The 19,853-nt window shown below is 64.2% G+C and carries 20 protein-coding genes, 1 tRNA gene, 1 pseudogene and 1 riboswitch; of the genes and pseudogenes, 8 read left to right on the top strand and 14 right to left on the bottom strand.

Annotated features, from left to right (window positions below; all coding sequences use genetic code 11):
- Together Q4E95_RS05310 and sucC are read right to left on the bottom strand one after the other, a co-directional pair.
- Positions 1-539 (bottom strand): annotated as a pseudogene (locus tag Q4E95_RS05310) (succinate--CoA ligase subunit alpha); the annotation flags it as partial.
- Positions 540-571: 32 nt separating this feature from the next.
- Positions 572-1,741, bottom strand: coding sequence for an ADP-forming succinate--CoA ligase subunit beta (gene sucC, locus Q4E95_RS05305; RefSeq protein ID WP_303382323.1), 1,170 nt, complete (start codon positions 1,739-1,741; stop codon positions 572-574).
- A 227-nt stretch (positions 1,742-1,968) separates the two neighbouring features.
- Between sucC and Q4E95_RS05300 the strand changes: the two genes are divergently transcribed.
- Positions 1,969-2,703 (top strand): hypothetical protein, encoded by a 735-nt coding sequence (locus Q4E95_RS05300; RefSeq protein WP_303382322.1) that lies wholly within the window; start codon positions 1,969-1,971, stop codon positions 2,701-2,703.
- 6 nt (positions 2,704-2,709) lie between these two features.
- Here the strand turns inward: Q4E95_RS05300 and pcrA are convergent, their stop codons facing one another.
- Positions 2,710-5,163: a DNA helicase PcrA gene (gene pcrA, locus Q4E95_RS05295; protein WP_303382321.1), complete on the bottom strand. Its 2,454-nt coding sequence runs from the start codon at positions 5,161-5,163 to the stop codon at positions 2,710-2,712.
- Between the two features lie 53 nt (positions 5,164-5,216).
- Complete coding sequence (locus Q4E95_RS05290; RefSeq protein WP_303382320.1) at positions 5,217-5,948, bottom strand: integrase; 732 nt, start codon at positions 5,946-5,948, stop codon at positions 5,217-5,219.
- Positions 5,949-6,112: 164 nt separating this feature from the next.
- Here Q4E95_RS05290 and Q4E95_RS05285 point away from each other — a divergent pair, with 164 nt between their 5' ends.
- Positions 6,113-6,808, top strand: coding sequence for a hypothetical protein (locus Q4E95_RS05285; protein ID WP_303382319.1), 696 nt, complete (start codon positions 6,113-6,115; stop codon positions 6,806-6,808).
- 45 nt (positions 6,809-6,853) lie between these two features.
- On the opposite strand, the gene Q4E95_RS05280 is transcribed toward Q4E95_RS05285, so the two are convergent.
- A tRNA-Arg gene (locus tag Q4E95_RS05280) sits at positions 6,854-6,926 on the bottom strand.
- A 63-nt stretch (positions 6,927-6,989) separates the two neighbouring features.
- Here Q4E95_RS05280 and Q4E95_RS05275 point away from each other — a divergent pair.
- A complete protein-coding gene (locus tag Q4E95_RS05275; RefSeq protein WP_303382318.1) occupies positions 6,990-7,880 on the top strand; it encodes a DUF4031 domain-containing protein in 891 nt (296 codons plus the stop codon).
- Here Q4E95_RS05275 and Q4E95_RS05270 read toward each other — a convergent pair.
- The 4 genes from Q4E95_RS05270 to Q4E95_RS05255 all read right to left on the bottom strand — a co-directional run bounded on the left by Q4E95_RS05270 (position 7,851) and on the right by Q4E95_RS05255 (position 11,465).
- Positions 7,851-8,123, bottom strand: a complete 273-nt coding sequence (locus Q4E95_RS05270; RefSeq protein WP_303382317.1) for a hypothetical protein — start codon at positions 8,121-8,123, stop codon at positions 7,851-7,853. The two genes, Q4E95_RS05275 and Q4E95_RS05270, sit on opposite strands and share 30 nt — an antisense overlap.
- Before the next feature lie 212 nt (positions 8,124-8,335).
- Entirely contained in the window at positions 8,336-9,340 is a 1,005-nt protein-coding gene (locus Q4E95_RS05265; RefSeq protein WP_303382316.1) for an NlpC/P60 family protein, read from the bottom strand.
- A gap of 235 nt (positions 9,341-9,575) precedes the next feature.
- The gene (locus Q4E95_RS05260) at positions 9,576-10,247 is read right to left on the bottom strand and encodes a C40 family peptidase (RefSeq protein WP_303382315.1); all 672 of its coding nucleotides are present in this window, start codon (positions 10,245-10,247) and stop codon (positions 9,576-9,578) included.
- Positions 10,248-10,252: 5 nt separating this feature from the next.
- Positions 10,253-10,418, bottom strand: a riboswitch (cyclic di-AMP (ydaO/yuaA leader).
- 330 nt (positions 10,419-10,748) lie between these two features.
- The gene (locus tag Q4E95_RS05255; RefSeq protein WP_303382314.1) at positions 10,749-11,465 is read right to left on the bottom strand and encodes a metal-dependent transcriptional regulator; all 717 of its coding nucleotides are present in this window, start codon (positions 11,463-11,465) and stop codon (positions 10,749-10,751) included.
- A gap of 188 nt (positions 11,466-11,653) precedes the next feature.
- On the opposite strand from Q4E95_RS05255, the gene serC reads away from it, so the two are divergent.
- Positions 11,654-12,784 (top strand): phosphoserine transaminase, encoded by a 1,131-nt coding sequence (gene serC, locus Q4E95_RS05250; protein ID WP_303382313.1) that lies wholly within the window; start codon positions 11,654-11,656, stop codon positions 12,782-12,784.
- 84 nt (positions 12,785-12,868) lie between these two features.
- Here the strand turns inward: serC and Q4E95_RS05245 are convergent, their stop codons facing one another.
- From Q4E95_RS05245 to Q4E95_RS05235, 3 genes are all read right to left on the bottom strand, one after another.
- Positions 12,869-14,098, bottom strand: coding sequence for an MFS transporter (locus Q4E95_RS05245; protein WP_303382312.1), 1,230 nt, complete (start codon positions 14,096-14,098; stop codon positions 12,869-12,871).
- A 65-nt stretch (positions 14,099-14,163) separates the two neighbouring features.
- Positions 14,164-14,721: a DUF3027 domain-containing protein gene (locus tag Q4E95_RS05240; RefSeq protein WP_303382311.1), complete on the bottom strand. Its 558-nt coding sequence runs from the start codon at positions 14,719-14,721 to the stop codon at positions 14,164-14,166.
- A complete protein-coding gene (locus Q4E95_RS05235; protein ID WP_303382310.1) occupies positions 14,714-15,097 on the bottom strand; it encodes a cold-shock protein in 384 nt (127 codons plus the stop codon). Before Q4E95_RS05235 ends, Q4E95_RS05240 begins: the two co-directional genes overlap by 8 nt.
- 149 nt (positions 15,098-15,246) lie before the next feature.
- On the opposite strand from Q4E95_RS05235, the gene Q4E95_RS05230 reads away from it, so the two are divergent.
- From Q4E95_RS05230 to Q4E95_RS05215, 4 genes are all read left to right on the top strand, one after another.
- Complete coding sequence (locus tag Q4E95_RS05230; protein WP_303382309.1) at positions 15,247-15,504, top strand: hypothetical protein; 258 nt, start codon at positions 15,247-15,249, stop codon at positions 15,502-15,504.
- Between the two features lie 85 nt (positions 15,505-15,589).
- Positions 15,590-16,303 (top strand): response regulator transcription factor, encoded by a 714-nt coding sequence (locus tag Q4E95_RS05225; RefSeq protein ID WP_190781815.1) that lies wholly within the window; start codon positions 15,590-15,592, stop codon positions 16,301-16,303.
- A gap of 4 nt (positions 16,304-16,307) precedes the next feature.
- Positions 16,308-17,780 carry an ATP-binding protein gene (locus tag Q4E95_RS05220; RefSeq protein ID WP_303382308.1) on the top strand — a complete coding sequence of 491 codons (1,473 nt, stop codon included), beginning with the start codon at positions 16,308-16,310 and terminating at the stop codon, positions 17,778-17,780.
- A 103-nt stretch (positions 17,781-17,883) separates the two neighbouring features.
- Entirely contained in the window at positions 17,884-18,174 is a 291-nt protein-coding gene (locus Q4E95_RS05215; protein WP_303382307.1) for a WXG100 family type VII secretion target, read from the top strand.
- A 6-nt stretch (positions 18,175-18,180) separates the two neighbouring features.
- Here Q4E95_RS05215 and Q4E95_RS05210 read toward each other — a convergent pair whose 3' ends face one another.
- Together Q4E95_RS05210 and Q4E95_RS05205 are read right to left on the bottom strand one after the other, a co-directional pair.
- Positions 18,181-19,221, bottom strand: a complete 1,041-nt coding sequence (locus Q4E95_RS05210; protein ID WP_303382306.1) for an RNase H family protein — start codon at positions 19,219-19,221, stop codon at positions 18,181-18,183.
- 167 nt (positions 19,222-19,388) lie between these two features.
- On the bottom strand, positions 19,389-19,853 hold a 465-nt coding region (locus Q4E95_RS05205), incomplete at its 5' end, for a TCP-1/cpn60 chaperonin family protein (protein WP_303382305.1).

Raw genomic sequence — 19,853 nt, 5'->3', positions numbered from 1 at the left:
TCGTACATCATCTGGTAGGTCAGGGTGCCGGACTTGGAGACCAGGCCCAGCTTGCCCTTGCCGGTGATGTTTGCCGGGGTGATGCCCAGCAGGGACTCCTCGGGGGAGATGATGCCGGGGCAGTTGGGGCCGATGATGCGGGACTTGGGCTTGCCGTCCGCGCCGGTGTTCGCCTTGGCGTGTGCCCAGAACTCCGCGGAGTCCTGAACCGGGATGCCCTCGGTGATCACGACGATGAGCGGAACCTCGGCGTCAATGGCCTCAATCACGGCGTCCTTGCAGAAGGCCGGCGGCACGAACACGATGGACGCGTTCGCGCCGGTCTCGGACACTGCTTCGGTGACGGAACCGAAAACGGGCAGCTCTACGTCCTGGCCGTCCTTGTCCTTGTGGTTCACCGTGGTGCCGGCCTTGCGGGCGTTGACACCGCCGAGCACCTGGGTGCCGGCTGCGAGCATACGGGCGGTGTGCTTGGTACCTTCGCCGCCGGTGATGCCCTGAACGATGACCTTGGAGTCCTTGTTCAAAAAGATCGACATATCTTCTTCCTGATAGCTCTACGCGTGGGCGATTACTTGGCGGAGTTGGCCAGCTCGGCGGCCTTGTCGGCGCCGGAGTCCATGGTCTGCGCGGACGTGACCAACGGGTGATTGGCGTCCGCGAGGATCTGGCGACCCTCGTCGACATTGTTACCGTCCAGACGAACCACGATGGGCTTGGTGGCGGAGTCACCCAGGATTTCCAGGGCCTTCACAATGCCGTTGGCCACCGCGTCACACGCGGTGATGCCGCCGAACACGTTGACGAACACGGACTTGACCTGCGGGTCGTTGAGGATGACATCCAGACCGGCGGCCATGACCTCAGCGGAGGCGCCACCGCCGATGTCCAAGAAGTTGGCGGGCTTCACGTTGCCATGCTTCTCACCGGCGTAGGCCACGACGTCCAGCGTGGACATCACGAGACCGGCACCATTGCCGATGATGCCCACTTCGCCGTCGAGCTTCACGTAGTTGAGGTCGTTCTCCTTGGCCTTCTCCTCCAGGGGATCGGCCGAGGACTTGTCGGCCAGGCCGGCGTGGTCCTCGTGACGGAACTCGGCGTTGTCGTCCAGGGAGACCTTGCCGTCCAAAGCCAGAACATCGCCATTACCCGTCTTGACCAGCGGGTTGACCTCCACCAGGGTGGCGTCTTCCTTGGTGTAGACCTCCCCCAGCTTCACGAGAACGGGCACGATCTTCTCCGCGGTCTCGGAATCGAACTTGGCCTGTTCCACGATCTCGCGGGCCTTGGCCTCGGTGATGCCTTCCGCCGGGTTCACGTCCACGCGGGCCAGGGCCTCGGGTCGCTCAACGGCCAGCTGCTCGATCTCCATGCCGCCCTCAACGGAGCACATGGCGAGGTAGGAGCGGTTGGCCCGGTCCAGCAGCACCGAGAAGTAGTACTCCTCGGCAATGTCCGCGCCCTCGGCAATCATGACGCGGTGGACAGTGTGACCCTTGATGTCCATGCCAAGGATGTCCTGGGCGTACTGGTAGGCCTCATCGGCAGTCTTGGCGACCTTCACACCGCCGGCCTTGCCGCGACCGCCTACCTTGACCTGCGCCTTGACGACGGTCACGCCGCCGATCTTCTCTGCTGCTGCCTTGGCTTCTTCGGGGGTGGTGGCGACAATGCCGGCCAGCACGGGGACACCGTGCTTTTCGAACAGGTCGCGTGCCTGGTACTCAAACAGGTCCACGGATAAGTGTCCTTTGCGTCGAGGTGTGGTGTCGGTCCGCCCAAGCTCGATGCTTCAACGGATCGACCTGATAGATCGGGGTAGACCGCACGAGCGCGCGGCCATACTGCCCTCAGGGTGATTTTAGTCCATGTATTCGATAACTCGCGTCACACTTCAGTAGATGCAAAGCTCATTGGTCGCCGCAATTCATTGATTACGCCCCCTCGGCTGATTGACTGGTCTCCATGCGTAGCGTGGAACTAGCGGATGTATGGGATGCCCGCCCCGCCGACCGGGGGTTCATGACAGCTCTGGCCACCCTGTCCTTCGTGGCGCTGGGACTCGAGCTCGTGGTCGACGGGTCGGTGCTGACCGTCACCGGGGACATCCCCGCCTATTATCCGCTGGGATGGCAAATGCTGTTCTGGGTCGGCCTGGGCCTGGCGTGGTTCGTCCTGGCGCGGTCATTGGTCGGTTGGTCCCGCAGACGCGGGTTGGACCCGCTGCCTTCCCGATTCGCCGCCGCTCTGAGCCACCGGAGATGGTCCAAGATCTTTGTCTGCTTCGTGGTCGCCGTGCTCGCTGCCATTGTGCTGCCGGTATCCGTGGCGGATTCGTGGAGCATGACCCCGGTCCGCGTCTACTTCGAGCTCTACAGCATGCACGGACCGATCGCGTGGCTGCCCATGCTTGCCTGGCTGGCTTATCACGTGGGCCGGGCCTGCCTGATTGCAAGCCTCCTGGCCTATGCCCACCGGGCCTTGTTGTTGCGCCTCACGTTCCCCGCCGCACGCTACGTTCCCTGGGGTGGATTGGTGGCGGGGGCCGTGCTGGGCGCCGTGATGTTCCTCGCGGCCGGGCCGGCCGTTGCCCTGGCCATTGTGGTCAGTACGGTGCTGCTGGGAATCATCCATGTGCTCGACGGGGAGTCGCTACGCATCACCGCGGTGTTCACCGCGCTGGTTTTCCTGTTCCTCTAGGCCTGCTCACTCGACTTTGCTGATGGGCGCATAGCGCAGGAGCAGCCGCTTCTCCTCCGAGCCGAAGCGCACCTTGGCCACCGTCTTGTCCCCCGAGCCTTCGAGTGAGATCACGGAACCTCTGCCGAACGCCGTGTGTTCCACGCTGTCCCCCACGGACAGCGCGGGAATCTCCTTGCGCGGTTGCACTCGCCCCGCCGACGCCGCTGCGAGCCTGGAGAACGACGCCCCCGAACCGGCACCCGCGGCCCAGGATGAACCGCGCATGGCGTCGCGGCGGTCACCGCCCGCGTGGATGGGTGATCCCCACCCCATGCTCCCGGACGCCGAGCCTTCGCGCTTCCAGTCCAGTAGGTCGGCGGGAATCTCTTCCAGGAACGGACTGGGCGGATTGAACTGCGATTGACCCCACATGGAGCGGGATTCCGCACGCGTGAGGTACAGCCGCTGCCGGGCACGGGTGATGCCCACGTACGCCAGGCGGCGTTCTTCCTCCATGCTGGAGGGGTCCAGGAAACTGCGTTGATGCGGGAAGATGCCGTGCTCCATGCCGGTGAGGAACACGACCGGGAACTCCAGCCCCTTGGCCGTGTGCAGTGTCATCAGCGTCACCACACCCTGCGAACGGGCCTCCGCCACTTCCTTGGCGATCTGCTGGGCGCTGACCGTACCGTCCGCGGGTTCAGGCTGCTGCGGAATCTGATCCGCATCCGCCACGAGTGCCACGTGTTCCAGGAACTGCCCCAGCCCCGCATCGGGGTTGTCCCTCTCGAACTCGCGAACCACGGCCACGAGCTCGGCCAGGTTCTCCACCCGGGACTCGTCCTGGGGATCATTGGAGGCGCGCAGTGACTCCAAATACCCGGATTGTTCCAGGACGGCTTCGACCACGGTGGTCACCGAGGAGGTGCGAGACAGTTCCTCGAGATCGTCCATGAGCTGCACGAACTTCTCCACGGCATTGGCGGACCGCTTGGCCAGCCCGGGAGCCTCGTCCAGGCGATGCATGGCCTGGCTGAAGCTGATGCCCTCGCGGTCCGCGAGGGCGGCAATCGAGCCCTGCGCGCGGTCGCCGATCCCGCGCTTGGGCTCGTTGATCACCCTCCGGACGTTGATGTCGTCCGCGGGATTCGCAATGGCCCGCAAATACGAGATGACGTCCTTGATTTCTTTGCGCTCGTAGAAGCGTGTGCCGCCAACCACCTTGTAGGGCAGCCCCACGCGCATGAGGATCTCTTCGAGGGAGCGTGACTGCGCATTGGTGCGGTAGAAGACCGCCACGTCTCCGGGGCGGACCCCGTGTTCGTCCTGCAGCCGGTCGATCTCTTCGGAAATGAACCGGGCTTCTTCGTGTTCGTTCTCCGCGGCGTAGCCGATGATGGGGGCTCCGCTGCCCTCGGCCGTCCAGAGCTTCTTGTCCCGACGACCCGAATTCTGCGAGATCACGGAGTTGGCCGCCGAGAGAATGTTTTGAGTGGAGCGGTAATTCTGCTCCAGAAGAATGGTGCGGGCGGACGGGAAATCTCGCTCGAAATCGGTGATGTTGCGAATGTCTGCCCCGCGGAACGCATAAATGGACTGATCCGAATCGCCCACGACCGTCAGCTCCGCCGGGGGTAGCCCGGTCTCATCACGGTACGTCCCGGAGGTGCCTCCCACGAGTTCTCGCACCAGGGCGTACTGGGCATGGTTGGTGTCCTGGTACTCGTCCACCAGGATGTGCTTGAAGCGGCGGCGGTAGTAGTCGAGGACCTGCGGGAACGCGCGGAACATGTGCACCGTCTCCCCGATGAGATCGTCGAAGTCCAGGGCGTTGGCGGCGCGTAACCGCTGCATGTACCCCCGGTACACCTCGGCCACCGCCATCTCGAACGGATCGGTGCTGTTGGCACGGGCAAGAAACGACTCATCGTCCACGAGCTCGTTCTTGAGAGCGGAAATCTTGTGCTGGATGGCCTTGGGAGCAAATCGTTTGGGATCCAGTTCATGCTGCTTGGCCACTTGGGTGATCAAACGCAGCGAATCGGCGGCGTCGTAAATCGAAAAATTGGCGGTGAGGCCCAGCGTCTTGGCCTCGCGGCGCAGAATCCGCACGCACAGGGAGTGGAACGTGGAGATCCACATGGAACGGGCCGAATCCCCCACGAGATCCTCAATCCGCTCTCGCATTTCGGCCGCGGCCTTATTGGTGAACGTGATGGCCAGGATTTCCCCGCGGTTCGCGCGTCCGGACGCCAGAAGATAAGCGAGGCGATGCGTGAGAACTCGTGTCTTCCCCGACCCCGCGCCCGCCACAATCAACAACGGAGAGCCCGCGTGTACCACGGCTGCGCGTTGCGGCTCGTTCAATCCCGCCACCAATTGCCCGGCGGAGGCACCCGCGTGAGCGGATGTGACGGGTGCGGAGTCCGAACGCACGGAAGCGGCCGAGAGCAAAGGGTTGTCTGCGAGGTAATCCATGATTGGCCCAGTGTATCCAGGCCGTCAGACACCCATTAAGTAGAGGTGTTATCTCACACGTACTTGGGCTCCAGCATGTGTCGCCCATTGGCGTCATCGACCCACAACTGGGAATCGGCCACGGTCACCCGGACCGGGGCCTCCAACTTGAAATCGTCATCGTCGAACTCGTTGGGGTCCTGATCGGGTCCACCGTAGGTTGTGAAGACTTCCATTTCATTGAGGTCCAGGTGCCGGATGGCGTGATTGCCGGTGTCCGCCACCACGATCGAACCGTCGTAGAGGACCTGCAGATCTTCCGGATGGTTCAGCTGGGCCTCGTCCGCCGGACCGTCCTGATATCCCGCGCCGTGCCGGCCGATCACGGTGACCACTTGGGGCCCGCCGTCGGGTCGGTCGGTGTCGATCTCGATGTAACGCAACGAGGACGAATCCTTGTCGACGAACCACAGTCGGCCGTCGCCGGATTCGGTGATGGACACCGTGGAAGCGAACTTGGCCTGTGCAATACGACCGTCCCGGCGCCCTTTCTCCCCGGTTCCGGCGTATTCCTGGAGGGTGTCAGTGTACGCATCCCATCGGAACAATTGATGCCGGACGGGAACAGCCGCAATGACGGCAGACAGTTTGTGGGACCACACGATGTCGACGATCTCGGCTCCGTCCAGGCAGGAGCAATCAATGCTCCGCCGAACGGTGGCGTGATCGGCTTCGTAAAGCGTGAGGGACTTCCCTTGCTGCACGCGCATGAGCAACCCGTCCGGTAGGCCAATGGAAAGTTCCACAACCGTCACCATCCTTCCGCGGTGCCCGCGGGGCACCTTCTCCCACCGGCCGTTGTCCGGTGTGTACCCGTAGTCACAAAGCCTACTCCCACGGTGTCTGCATGTCCCCGACAGCGGTGAACCGCCGTCGGGCGCACACAACGGGGATAATGAACGGTATGGGCATGACCAATTCACAAAAGGCCAAGAAGTACGGAGCTTCGAGCGGAACTTCCGGGGACGCCGGTTCGTCGGCGGCCCGGCCTGCTCGGCGAGGGCAGCACGTGCATGAGATGCCCAACGGCGCTCTCAGAGCCGAGCCGGGTAAGGCCTCGTCCGCGGCCATCGTGGTCGGAGCGGCCCTGATCATCGGTATCGCACTCTGGGCGTACTACACCTTTGTTGTCCTCCCGGGCTTCAGCGCCGGGGCTGCGGGCGGCATGCCGGTCCCCGAAATGCAGTGGAGCGGGGTGGACCAGCAGTACATAACGCAGTTCTCCCACGCCCTGGGAGAGACCGGGCAGGCCGACTACACCGGCGTTCACGCAACCACCGGCTTGTTCGCCCCGCTACTCTTCGCCCTGGGCATGGTGTTGTTCTTCGGCCTGAACACCCCCAAGAGGTCGCTCAAATGGATGTTCTGGCTTGTGGCGCTGGCCTACGCAGTGGTCTTCGTGGTGGGAAACCGCGCATTGGAGGCCGCCGTGACGACTCCCGAGGACGCATCCTTGGTGGCCGCGGCGTCGGGGCTCGTGATGGCCCGCTGGGCACTGTTGGCGGCGGTGGTCGTCGTGGCGCTGATCGTCAATGTCATGATCGTGCGCCGGAAACTCAACGACTTCGCCGAGGGCAAGCTACCCGGCCAACGACCGCGCGAGTGACCCCGAGTACGCAAAAGTCCCACCGGGTCCGGTGGGACTTTTTCGTGCCCTCGATTGGATTCGAACCAACGACACCGGCTTTAGGAGAGCCGTGCTCTATCCCCTGAGCTACGAGGGCAACGAGAACTTAGTTTATGCCGCGTGAGCACCGACCGCGAGTCGGAACCCCCACAATGGAACCATGACCCTGTTTATCGATCCGCCCCGATGGCCCGCGCACGGCACAGTCTTCTCCCACCTGGTCTCGGACACCTCCGTTGCCGAGTTGCACGCCTTCGCGGCGGCCCTGGGCATCTCTGCGCGCGCCTTCGACCTGGACCACTACGACATCCCGGCGCACCGCCACGCGGATGCCGTGGGTGCCGGCGCCATCCCGGTGGACGGCAAAGAGTTGGTCAAGATCCTCGTGGCCAGTGGTATGCGGGTGCCCGCACGACGCCGCCCCAAACGGTTGGCCTCCACGCTCCGGCAGCGGTGGCACAATACGTTCCCCGCAATGCCGTGGCTCAGTGAAGAACTCGTGGAACGCTGGAGCGAACCGCACCGTAGTTACCACGATCTCAGTCATTTGCTGCGCGTGCTCGAATCCATCGACGCTCTTGTCACGGCACGTGAGCACCCCGAGCTCGTGGCTGCGGCGTGGTTCCACGACGCTGTTCATCAGGGCCAGGCCGGCACGGACGAACGGCAGTCGGCGGACCTGGCCCGGAATCGACTCAAGCTGGCCGGCTGGAGCCGCAGCGCATGCGATCGTGTGGCCCAGCTGATTCTGGCCACACTCGAACACACGCCGGACGCGGACGACGCCGACGCACAGGTGTTGGTGGACGCGGATCTGTCGATCCTAGGAACGGACGAAGCGACGTATCGGGAGTATGCGCGTGATGTACGCGACGAGTACCGGCACGTCCCCGATCGGGAATTCGCGCCGGCCCGAGCAGAAATCCTGTCCCGACTCTTGGACAAACCTGCCCTCTTCCACACCGAACGGGGCTTCCTGCTGTGGGAAGAACGGGCACGAAGCAATGTGCGTCGGGAGATCTCAGCGTTGCAAGCCCTCGCCCGGCACTGAGGGCGGGGCCTGCAGCGCGGACTTGGAACGGCGTCGTCGGAAGACAATCGTGGCGGCCACGAGGCCCACGACGATGCCCACGCCGCCGAACACGGACAGCCACATGGCAGCGTGGCCCACAAAGGCAGCCACGATGAACCCCACAATGATGCCGGGGACGGCACCGGCCACCATACCAATGGCGAGATACGTGAATTCCTGGTCCAGGGGCGTGCGCGCGGCGCGCGAGTAATCGGTGGGCATGGTTCCTATTTTAGGCGCAACCGCTGAGTGCCGCGTGGGGGTTCCCCTTGACGACATCGCGTGTACAACGCAAAAACACACGAACCCCGTGGTCGGCGGGGTTCGTGTGTTCTTGCTGTTTCTCACCAGGGCCGGGTACACAACCGGTCCCGACTTGATGCGTAGCCCCCGTCAGGAACGGGAACCTACCGCGGAACAGTGAGTGTTCTTACTCAGCTCACGCGGATGAATTCGGGGCCGGAGCCCACGTTGACGCTCGCCTTCACGGTCTGGCTACCGTTCCAACCACCGTGGATGGCCTGGCCGTTACCGGCGTAAATGGCCACGTGTGCTGAGCCGGAACCGCCGTTGGCGTAGTAGGCAATGTCGCCGGCCTGGGCCTCAGCCGCGGACACCTGGGTGCCGAGCGACTTGTAGCTCGCGGGCCAGCCGTGGTGGTTGATGCCAACAGCCTTCAGGGAGTTGGTCACCAGCATGGTGCAGTCCTGGGTGACACCGATCTGAGCTTCAGCCGCACCCAGGATGGCCTGGCCCTTGTTGCTGGACGCAACGTTGGAGGACTGCGTGGAAACGGTCGTGGTCTTCTCAGCCGTCGCGGCCGGAGCCTTAGCAGCCGGAGCGGTGGTGTTGGACGCAGTGGTCACAGCCGGAGTGGCGGGAGCCTGGTAGGCGACACCGGCATCCTGAGCGGCAGCGGCTTCACGAGCCTGGGTCTCGACGGTCGCCGGAGCAGCATGGCGGCCCTGAGTAGCGGGAGCCTGAGCGGCGGGAGCCTCGGCAGCGGGTGCAGCCGGGGCAATCGGAGTCACGTTCTCGGAAGCGGGAACAACGTTGATGGAAGCGGCTTCAGCGGCGGGAGCCTGTGCGGCCGGAGCAGCCTCAGCAGCCGGAGCAACGTCCGCAGCGGGCACAGCCTGGACAGCGGCGGGAGCTGCCGGTGCAACCTCAGCCTCGGGTGCTGCCTTCTCTTCCGTCTTCTCGGCCTTCTTGGCCTCGGAGGAGTCGGACTTGGCGGCCGGCTCTGCGGTCACGGTCTGCTCAGCAGCAGGAGCCTCGGCCACGACGGCCGCGGGGCTCTGCTCGGAAGCGTTCTGGGTTGCCTGCACGGAGACGGTGGTGGCCAGGGCCAAACCGGAGAATGCAGCAACGGCGGCCACGGTGCGGGCCTTGCCGGCGAAGAGGCCGGCGCGAGTCTGGGTGTTCGTTTCGGGCGACATACGTCAGGGTTCCTTACGCGTTCGGGGACCGTCCGGGGCACGGGAGTGTGCTGAAGATGGGCGCGCGTGTACACGCGTCAATCGATCAAATTCGGACGGAGAGGCACAATCGTGCCGGAGATCAGTCGAGGGGGGCCCATCGGGGGGCCCGGCTGACGGTGCAGTGGTACATCACGTGCCCGTCAAGACGCGCAGATGCTGGGCGGGAATAGGGCCGCCGCCCAGCTCATGCGGATCAGCGGAAAGTGTAGTAACCGTCCAGCTGCATGGCGTTCACGGAGTGCACTGCGGTGCCCTGCGAGGGGTTCAGCGCGGAGATCATCTGGCCATTGCCGATGTAGATGCCAACGTGGCCTCCACCGTTCTGGGAAACCAGATCGCCGGGCTGGGGGTTGGAGGTGGGGGTGCCTGCGGCAATCTGTGCCCAGCTCACGCGGGGCAGGTCGATACCGTTCTGCGCGTAAACCCACTGGGTGAAGCCGGAGCAGTCCCAGCTCTTGAACGAAGTGCCGCCCAGGACGTACGCGCCGCCCAGGCCCTGGTAGGCAGTGCCGACCAGGCCGCTTGCGGAAGAAGTGGACTGGGTGGAAACGCCCGAGTCCTGCTGGGTGTTGCTGGCTGCCTGTGCCACGCCGCTGTCGACCGTGGCGGCCGGGGTCTGCACGGCGGTGGACGCGTCGGAGGTCCAGGAGTAGCTGTTGCCGGCCTCGGAGCCCCACGAGGACACGGACTGGGTACCGTAAGAGGTGGTGCCACCCAGGTCGATGATGTCGCTGTTGGCCTGAGCCGGAGCCACGATGCCTGCCACTGCAACACCGGCAGCAGCTGCTGCGATGGACGTGTTGCGGACCGCGTGTGACGCGGTCTCAGCGCGGTGACGGGCTGAGTTCTTCTTAACGAAAGTCATTGCGGTTTTCCTCCCTGCGCCTACGAGGTGAGCTGTCGGGTTCGGATGGGAGTCATCCGGCCGCACGTCGGCTTGTAGCTTCGATACGACTTAACCCCAAGGACCCATGAAACTTGGCGGGCCCGAAGTTGGTTCCCCCGCTTCTGCCTTGCGGATGTGTGTGTACGGATCACACGCGATGGCAGAACTAGGCGGTACGCGTGTGAGCGCCAATCCGACCAAGGATCGGCACGAGAAGAACAGTACATGACAGATAACGAAATTGTCACGTTTTGATTACGACAGGTCACGGACCGAGCATAGTCATGGATCAATCAGCGGGTATTGATAAGGTTTTACTACTCAATTAGCGCATGGTCCGGCTGTGCAGTCCGATTGCCGCGCCCCGTCAAATCCGCCCTGACCTGCCCGGACAATCCCTACTACCGGGTATGTGATGCGTTTCACAGATAGTACATATCGTGATGATCCACACATTAGGGGACGGGCCGGACATTGTTATCAAACACGGCCCTTGTCGAGGTCCACGCGGATCGCTTTGGCGCTGGCTCGCTCCAGTTCCACACTGTGCCCGGTGGCGGATACCGTGACCAGGACACGCTCGTCATCGGACTCCGAGGGCGCCACGGTGACCCGGGCACCATTGAGCACTCCCGCCGAGCTGAGGGTTTCAATCAAGTCCTGATCCGCCTGGATCACCTCGGGCAAAAGGCGCACGGTGAAGATTGCGGAACGGTCCTGATCCGCGGCATCCAAGAGGTTCATCCCCTTGAATCGCTCCGCGCCCACTTGGGGGCCGCCAATGGCGCCCATCCCGGGAATGGGCGTCCCGTACGGCGAATACCGGGGTTCGTCCAACAGCGCCATCAGGCGCCGCTCCACTCGTTCGCTCATGACGTGTTCCCACCGGCACGCTTCTTCATGCACGTAGGCCATGTCAAGACCTACGACATCTGCCAGGAGCCGCTCCGCCAAGCGGTGTTTGCGCATGACCTCGATGGCCCTGGCCCGACCCGTGTCCGTCAACGACAGGGAACGGTCCTTGAGCACCTCGAGCAGTCCGTCCCGCTCCATCCGTGACACGGTTTGCGACACCGTGGGGCCGGAGTGCTCAAGCCGCTCCACGATGCGCGCGCGCATGGGCACGATGCCCTCTTCCTCCAGTTCGAGCACGGTGCGCAGGTACATCTCGGTGGTGTCGATCAAATCGCCGCTCATGGTCCATCCTTCGAGGAATCTGGGTGCGCGTCGAGTGGGTGCGCTCTCATAGGGGTTTCGTGAATCATTCACGATAAGCATATCGGTCCATTCCGACAGGACGGACCGCCCCGTCAGGCTGCGACCTCGGCGAGAGCAAGGGGGCAGAATGGTGTCAGCCCCAATGATCCACCATGCTAGGAGCCTTTGTGTCCGAGTTGCCTGTCCTTCCCACCTCCCTGCTGCCCGCCGACGGGCGTTTCGGTGCAGGCCCCTCCCGTGTGCGCCCCGACCAAGTGACCGCCCTGGTCCGTGCGGGCTCGAACCTGCTGGGCACCTCCCACCGACAGGCTCCGGTGCGTCATCTCGTGGGCGGGATCCGTGAGGGGCTCGCCGAATTCTTCGATCTTCCCGACGGCTACGACATCATCCTTGGTCTGGGAGGCGCGAGTACCTTCTGGGACAGTGCCGCATTCAGCCTGGTTCGACGCCGCGCACAGCACCTTTCATTCGGTGAGTTCGGGTCCAAGTTCGCGCAGGTGACCGACAGGGCACCGCATTTGGAACCCTCGGACATTCTCCGGGCCGAACCCGGTACCCGTCCGGCCGGGCCCGAACCTCGAGAGGGCATCGACGTCTACGCGTGGCCGCAGAACGAGACGTCCACGGGTGTGATCATGGACGTGGCTCGCCCGGTCGGAACGGACGCGGACGCCCTCACGGTGATCGACGCGACGTCGGCGGCCGGTGGAATGTACGTGGACGCATCGCAGACCGACGTTTATTACTTCTCTCCGCAGAAGAATTTCGGGTCCGACGGCGGCATCTGGTTCGCTGCCGTATCTCCCGCCGCACTGGAACGCATCTCGGAGATCTCCCGCTCCGATCGCTGGATTCCCGATGTGTTGTCCCTGGCCACTGCGGTGGAGAATGCCCGCAAGAACCAGACCTACAACACGCCGGCGCTGGCCGGGTTGGTCATGCTCGACCAGCAGGTGCGGTGGCTCAACGACAACGGTGGGATGACGTGGGCGGCCGGTCACACCCGGACGACATCCTCGCTCGTGTACGACTGGGCCGAGCGCACCCCGTCCGCGACACCGTTCGTGACCGACCCCGCACACCGGTCCCCCGTGGTCTGCACCATTGATTTCGACGACACCGTGGACACCGCGCGGATACTGTCCGTCCTGCGCGCCAACGGCGTGGTGGATGTGGACCCCTACCGGAAACTGGGGCGCAACCAATTGCGCATCGCCACTTTCGCCTCGGTCCCCGAAGCGGATGTCGAGGCCTTGCTCGCGTGCATCGACTGGACGCTGGAGAACGCCCTGTCCTGACGGTGCGGCCGTCATGGAGAAAACCGCAACGGGCGGCGTCGTTGGTTCACGACGCCGCCCGCTGCCGTTCACGGCCGCGCTTTCCTAGGCGGCCGGTTGCCCCCGAGAAGCCCTGTCCTGTTCCGTGCGAAGGCGCCAGAAAAACCACGCGCCGATCAGCGCGCCGGCCGCACCCGCGGCGACCGCGGAGCCCATACCCCAGCGCGCGCCCAACGTGTCCGTGAGCCAACCGACCGCGGGCGCACCCAGGGGCGTGCCACCCATGAAGATGGCCATGTAGAGGCTCATCACGCGGCCGCGCATCACCGGTGACGTGGTCGTCTGGACGTAGGCGTTGGCCGTGGTCATGATCGTCATGGCCGATACACCACTCGGGATGAGCCACAGCGCGAAGATGAGGAGGGTGGGGGCCGTGGCTGCGCCCAGCGTGGACACGGCGAATGCTATGCAGCCCGCGTAGAGGAACCGTAAACGGGCTCTCGCGCGTTGAGCGGCCAACAGTGCCCCCGTGACGGTGCCGACAGCGAGCACCGAATTGAGCACACCGAATTCCTGGGAGCCGCGGCCGAATTCGGAGCCCGCCATGGCCGCAAGATAGACCGCAAAGTTCATGCCGAAGGTACCGATCATGAAAATGGTGGCCATGACCGCCACCAGGTCCGGTCGGTGCGCCACGTAGGCCATGCCCTCGCGGATCTGGCCCCGGCCACGCTTGGTCTTGGGCATCAACCGTAAGTGGTTGTCATCGATGGCCAGGATCGCGGCGATCATGGCCGCGAACGTCACGGTGTTCAACAAGAACACCCAGCCGGAACCAATCACGGCCACCAGAACGCCGGCGACTGCGGGTCCGATCAACCGGGCGGAGTTGAACGATGTGGAGTTCAGGGCCACAGCGTTGGAGAGGTGGGTGTCGGGAACCATCTCCGAGACGAACGTCTGACGAACGGGTGCGTCGAAGGTGGCCACAATGCCGAGACCCAGCGCAAAGGCATACACGGTGGGCAATTCGGCAACGCCGAACAACACCATGAGTCCCAGGCCCGCCGCCAGCAGGCCCATGAAAGTCTGCGTCACCACCAGGATCTTGCGCCGGTCGTACCGGTCGGCAGTGACGCCGGCGTACGGAGCCAACAACAGTTGGGGCAGGAACTGCAGTGCCATCACCACACCCATGGCCGTTGCGTCGTGATCCGTGAGTTCGTCGAAGACCAGCCAGGACTGGGCGGTGCGCTGCATCCATGTCCCGATATTGGAAATCAGTGCCCCGGTGAACCACAACCGGTAATTGCGAATCTTCAGGGAACGAAACATCCCCGTACCCGGAGTTGCCTCCGGGCCGGGGCGCTCGCTCCCTGAATCAATGGGCGTTCGCGGCGCTACGACGATTCCTCGTTCTCGTGCTGGGCTTGGTCGGCCTCCGAATGATCCGCCGGGGGGCCCGCAACGGGGCCCTCATCCGCGGTCACAGTGACACGAGAGTCCTCCGCGGCGTCAGTGTCCTCGGACGACGACCCGCTCGAGGAATCCTCGCCTTCGGCCTCGTGCTGGTCGTTGACAGCCTGCATGCGCTCTTCCCACGGAACCCATTCCGGGGCCAACAATGACGTCTCACCGGCCAGCAACCCGACCTCACACACGGTCACCAGTTTGGTCCGAGGTGCCCTGGCCACCGTGGCGAACCACGTCCACCCGGGATACCCGGCCATGGTGCAGTCGAAGAGATGAGTCAGCAGACGGTCCTCGTGGACCTCGATACCGAGGTGCTCACCGATATTCTCCTCGCCCGCGGACTCCACGACCGCCTTGCGCGCGGTCTCGACGGCCTGGGCCAGAGTGGGGTCCTGCTTGGGGGTACGACGCCGCGCGGTCACCGCGGCGGCCTGTTGCGCTACCTGGGCAACATCTTCTGCCGGGTTGGTGGTTACCTCAGACATCGAGCTCATCCGCCACGGTACGGAGGATGGATGCGATCTTGTGCCCGTGGGAGCGATCCGGGTACCGGCCCTTACGCAGGCCGTTGGACATCTCATCCAGGAGCCGAATCAGGTCCTCGGTCAACACAGCCATTTCCTCGGCCGGTTTACGGGTGTTGCGCGCAACAGAGGGCGGCTTACTGATAATCGTGGCGGACAACGCCTGCGCGCCACGACGACCGGCTGCAACGCCGAAGTCCATCCGGGTTCCCGGTTTCACCGTGGTGACGCCCTGCGGCAGGGCGGAGGAGTGCAAAAACACTTCCTGCCCGTCATCCGTTGCCAGGAAGCCGAAACCCTTCTCGGAATCGAACCACTTGACTTTGCCCGTGGGCACGCGGATCACCTCAGTTTCTCTTGTCTTGCTCCAAGCCCTAGTGGGCGGGGATTCACGGTCGTCTAAGAACTCTCGAGTCTATCCTCTCCCCGGCCTTGTCGAATTCGCTGTTCATCCACCGCGCGCGCGACATTGATACCTTGGTGATCATGTCTGATCCCACGCACCAGGAACGCCCCCGCCCCGCCCGACCGGTCCGGGTAGGCACCCTCTCCATACTGGGAATGATCGCCCTGGTCTTGGCGGCCCTGAGTTCGGTGTCGTTGGTGATCGTCCTGATAGCCGCACTCATGGGCCAGGTCCTCTGGGGTGGCTTCACGATCTTCCCCGCCATCTTTTTCCCCGTGGCCTTCATGCTGATGTGTGTCGAGCTGGCCCGGACCGCGCTGCGGCGACGCCGCCGCTGACCTCGCCCGAGCGGCGTCGAAACCGTACAGAAAATCTCGGGAAATGTCTCAGTCTGCGTTCAGGTAACTCCGAGACACTGAGACGGTGAACGATAAGACTCCTGAGGCCAAACTGCTCGTCGTGGACGACGAACCCAACATTCTTGAGCTACTGGCGACGTCACTGCGCTTCGCCGGTTTCGAGGTGGTGACCGCCGCCAACGGGCGCGACGCTCTCCTGAAGGCTGAGGCCGAGAACCCGGACCTCGCCGTCCTGGACGTCATGCTCCCGGACATGGACGGATTCTCCGTGACCCGCAAGCTACGCGCTGCCGGCCGGCACTTCCCGATCCTTTTCCTCACCGCCAAGGACGACACCGATGACAAGGTCACCGGTTTGACCGTGGGTGGTGACGACTACGTGACCAAGCCCTTCAGCCTCGACGAGGTGGTCGCACGCATCCGCGCCGTACTGCGCCGCACCCAGCCCATCGAGGAAGAAGACTCGCGGCTGCACGTGGACGACCTGGTGCTCGACGACGACGCCCACGAGGTTTTCCGCGGCGATCGCGAGATCGACCTCTCCCCCACCGAGTTCAAGCTCCTTCGCTACCTGATGCTCAACCCCAATCGTGTGCTGTCCAAGGCGCAGATCCTGGACCACGTGTGGGAGTACGACTTCAACGGAGACGCCTCGATCGTGGAGTCCTACATCTCCTACCTACGTCGCAAGATCGACAACGACCCCGAACAGACGCCGTTGATCCACACCAAGCGTGGTGTGGGGTACCTGTTGCGCTCGTCCGACAAGCGCCACTGATCCCTTGACCCGGATTTCCCGCAGGTGGCGTTCCGCGTCACTGCGCTCGCAGCTGATGGTCCTCACGGGCCTGCTGCTGGCCATCAGCATCCTCGTGACGTCGCTGGTGGCCATTTCCGTGCTGCGCGATGCCCTGGTCGACAACACGGACCAAGAGCTGGGACAGTCGGTGACCTCGGTGTCCACGGTGCTGCTGGATGAACTCGAGGGGACCATCGCCACTCCGGTCCCGCACGCCGGCTACTTGCTGGACGCCCAGGGGAACGTGATTGCGGCTGCGGAGAACAGCCAGGATTCCAGTGCCACCCGCCCCGCACCGGACCTGACCGGGATGGACCTGTCCTATGTGGTGTCCCACAACCTGCAGCCCACCACGGTGTCCGCGATCGGAGCCCCCGAACGGAAATGGCGGGTCATACCGGCCAAGTTGCAGCACTACGACATGTCCGTGATCGTTGCCCAGCCGCTGGACCGAACCACCTCCATTATCTCCGCGGTGTCGTTACTGACCTTCAGTTTCGGCATGGCCACCCTGCTGGCGGCCATGGCCGTGGGCTGGGTACTGGTCACCAGGGCTTTCGCCCCCTTGCGGGAAGTGGAATCCACGGCCGCCCGGATTGCCGAGGGTGACCTGTCGCAGCGCATGGAGGGGTACAACTCCCAGACCGAAATCGGTCAGCTGTCCATGTCGCTCAACACCATGCTGGGGCACATCGAGGACGCCTTCGAAGCACGCACTCGGTCGGAGACGAAGCTGCGCCGATTCGTGGCGGACGCCTCCCACGAACTTCGTACACCGTTGGTGTCCATCCGGGGTTACTCGGAGCTCTACCGCCACGGCGCACTGCAACAGCCCGAAGATGTGGGCAAGGCCATGAACCGTATTGAATCCGAGGCCAAGCGGATGACCCAGCTGGTCGAGGACCTCCTCACCCTGGCCCGCCTGGACGAACGCCGGCCGGCCACTATGCAGCACATGGATTTGATGCACCTCGCCTATGACGCCGCCTCGGACGCCCACGCCACGGCGCCCGATCGCGTGGTGCAGGTGGTGGGTCTCGAGGATCTCGCGCCGGAGCAAGCCTGGGCGTACGGCGACGAGTCCAAACTGCGACAGGTGGTGGCGAACCTGCTCACCAATGCCCTGCGTTACACCCCCGCAGGAACCCCCGTCGAGTTGGCGGTGGGGCTGGAACCAAGCGTGGATGGGCATTCCACCGCCGTCGTGCAGGTCCGCGATCACGGCCCCGGCATTCACGGTGTGGATGCGGATCGTGTTTTTGAGCGCTTCTACCGTGCCGATTCCTCTCGCACGCGGGAAACCGGCGGCACCGGTTTGGGCCTGTCCATCGTGGCGGCGATCGTGGAACAGCACGACGGCACCGTCAAGTTGGAGGAGACCCCCGGCGGTGGGGCGACCTTCACCGTGCGGGTGCCGCACAGCGAGCCTGTGGACAATCCGCCGGCCATTGGATGAATCCACCGGGTTCAGGGCCCGCGCCGAGTACGGCCGAACCCCTGCCTACGCTGTGCACACCCGGGATGACTCGGGCGTTCACACTCACAGCGAGGAGACAACCATGGCCCAGTTCGTGGTCGACAGCGACACCATTGCCGCCACATCCCAACAGGCGCAGGGGCACATCGAGCGCTTGACCGGCGAGGTCAACGGCATGACCTCGACCCTCACCGATCTGCAGAATTCGTGGACCGGCACCGCATCAGTGAATTTCCAGGAGGCCTTCCGCTCATGGCGTGCCGCGCAGGCGCAAATGGAACAGGCCATGGCGCACATCAATCAGGCCCTGTCAGCGGCCGGTAATCAGTACGCGGAAACCGAGGCCGCCAACGCCCGGATGTTCGTCGGCTGACCCGGATCAGCTCTCCGTGGTGACCTGGTGGTAGCGGAGCAGCCACGGCCCCATGTCGTTGTGCTGGTCCTCTCGCAACCACAACGAGCTGCGCCGGGTCACGGTGGAACTGTCCGTGAGCCGGTACGTCAGGTGGTAGGCGGTGGATCCCAGTGGCAACGCCCCGTGGTGGCTCAGATCCGATTCGTGGCTTTCGCCGGGCCCCCGGTGGTCCGAAATGAATCCGTTGGCGCCCGTGACCGATCCGTCCCGGGCAACGTATTCAAAGTGCTCGTGGAAGAGTTCCCTGCGGTGTTCCTCCGGGGTGTCCGGGGCCAACAACGTGGCCTCCAGAGCCCGAACTTGGTGCACCGGATCGGCTTGTCGGGCGATGCGTTCCTCCGGGCGGCTGTCCTCGAGCACCGGGTCTTCCTCACGCGCCCACAGCTCCGAGAATAAATCCGGCTCCGATTCGGGTTCGGTTGACCGCACGACGTGCCCGGCCGCCGCAGAGCGGGGTTCCGCCGATGGCAGGGCCGCGCGTTCGGCCTGCTGGGTTCCCCCGGGCTGTGGTCCTCGCGCCGGATCGCCGGGGCCCGCGAACCCGGGGCCCACCGGCATCTCGTGCTTCGCGGTGCCTGCCTGGTAGGCCGAGGCCATGGCCCGGGCGCGTTCATCCGCGGCTTCGTTGAGGTCATGACCCGCGTGGCCCTTGACCCACTCGAAGTCCACGGTGCGCCCTGACATTTCACGGTCCAGCGCCTTCATGATCTCCACGTTGAGAACGGGTTTGCCGTCCTTCTTCTTCCACCCCTTCTTCTTCCATCCCGGCATCCACTTGGTGATGGAATTGATGACGTACTGGCTGTCGCACAGGATCTTGAGGGGCTCATCCGGTATGTGCCGAGTTGATTCCAGAAGGTTCAGGACTGCGGTGAGTTCACCCATGTTGTTGGTGCCGTGGTCCCAGCCACCCGCGCGCCAGGTGTTCTCGTCAATGAACCAGGCCCATCCGGCGGGACCGGGATTTCCCAGGGCAGAACCGTCCGCCGCAGCAATAATTGTCATGCGATCATCTTTGCAAACGACTCCGACAGGCAGTAGCTTCCTCCTGGTCCCCCTCGGTTCGGGCGCGGGCGCACGACAAAGCCCCCGGAACGCCAACTCAATGGCGTCCCGGGGGCTTTGTCAGGGCTGGACCGCGCGAGGCGATCGAGCGTGCCCCGGGGCAGTGCTTACATCATGCCGCCCATGCCACCCATGGGATCCGCACCGGCACCGGCGGGAGCCTCGGGCTCGGGCTTGTCGGCCACCACGGCTTCGGTGGTGAGGAACAGACCGGCAATGGAGGCCGCGTTCTGCAGGGCAGAACGGGTCACCTTGACCGGGTCGTTGATCCCCGCGGCCATCAGGTCGGTGTACTCACCGGTTGCGGCGTTGAGACCGTGGCCGGTCTGCAGACCGCGCACCTTGTCGACCACCACACCGGGCTCCATGCCGGCGTTCGCGGCAATCTGCTTGAGCGGTGCGTCGATGGCAACCTTGACGATGTTGGCACCGGTGGCTTCGTCACCGGTCAGCTGCAACTTGTCGAAGGCCTTCTGGCCGGACTGAATGAGTGCCACGCCGCCACCGGCCACGATGCCCTCTTCAACGGCAGCCTTGGCGTTACGCACGGCATCCTCGATGCGGTGCTTGCG

This window comes from Kocuria sp. (assembly GCF_030536815.1).
GTDB classification, from domain to species: domain Bacteria; phylum Actinomycetota; class Actinomycetes; order Actinomycetales; family Micrococcaceae; genus Kocuria; species Kocuria gwangalliensis.
The sequence above is the reverse complement of the archived record's forward strand: the minus strand, read 5'-3'. Positions and strand labels throughout refer to the sequence as shown.

Coding starts and splice junctions, on each gene's coding strand:
- Q4E95_RS05210 (WP_303382306.1), bottom strand. CDS start 19,221: ATGACAATTATTGCTGCGGCGGACGGTTCTGCCCTGGGAAATCCCGGT.
- Q4E95_RS05275 (WP_303382318.1), top strand. CDS start 6,990: ATGACCCTGTTTATCGATCCGCCCCGATGGCCCGCGCACGGCACAGTC.
- Q4E95_RS05300 (WP_303382322.1), top strand. CDS start 1,969: ATGCGTAGCGTGGAACTAGCGGATGTATGGGATGCCCGCCCCGCCGAC.
- Q4E95_RS05230 (WP_303382309.1), top strand. CDS start 15,247: ATGTCTGATCCCACGCACCAGGAACGCCCCCGCCCCGCCCGACCGGTC.
- Q4E95_RS05260 (WP_303382315.1), bottom strand. CDS start 10,247: ATGACTTTCGTTAAGAAGAACTCAGCCCGTCACCGCGCTGAGACCGCG.
- Q4E95_RS05240 (WP_303382311.1), bottom strand. CDS start 14,721: ATGTCTGAGGTAACCACCAACCCGGCAGAAGATGTTGCCCAGGTAGCG.
- Q4E95_RS05245 (WP_303382312.1), bottom strand. CDS start 14,098: ATGTTTCGTTCCCTGAAGATTCGCAATTACCGGTTGTGGTTCACCGGG.
- Q4E95_RS05255 (WP_303382314.1), bottom strand. CDS start 11,465: ATGAGCGGCGATTTGATCGACACCACCGAGATGTACCTGCGCACCGTG.
- Q4E95_RS05270 (WP_303382317.1), bottom strand. CDS start 8,123: ATGCCCACCGATTACTCGCGCGCCGCGCGCACGCCCCTGGACCAGGAA.
- pcrA (WP_303382321.1), bottom strand. CDS start 5,163: ATGGATTACCTCGCAGACAACCCTTTGCTCTCGGCCGCTTCCGTGCGT.
- Q4E95_RS05285 (WP_303382319.1), top strand. CDS start 6,113: ATGACCAATTCACAAAAGGCCAAGAAGTACGGAGCTTCGAGCGGAACT.
- Q4E95_RS05215 (WP_303382307.1), top strand. CDS start 17,884: ATGGCCCAGTTCGTGGTCGACAGCGACACCATTGCCGCCACATCCCAA.
- Q4E95_RS05265 (WP_303382316.1), bottom strand. CDS start 9,340: ATGTCGCCCGAAACGAACACCCAGACTCGCGCCGGCCTCTTCGCCGGC.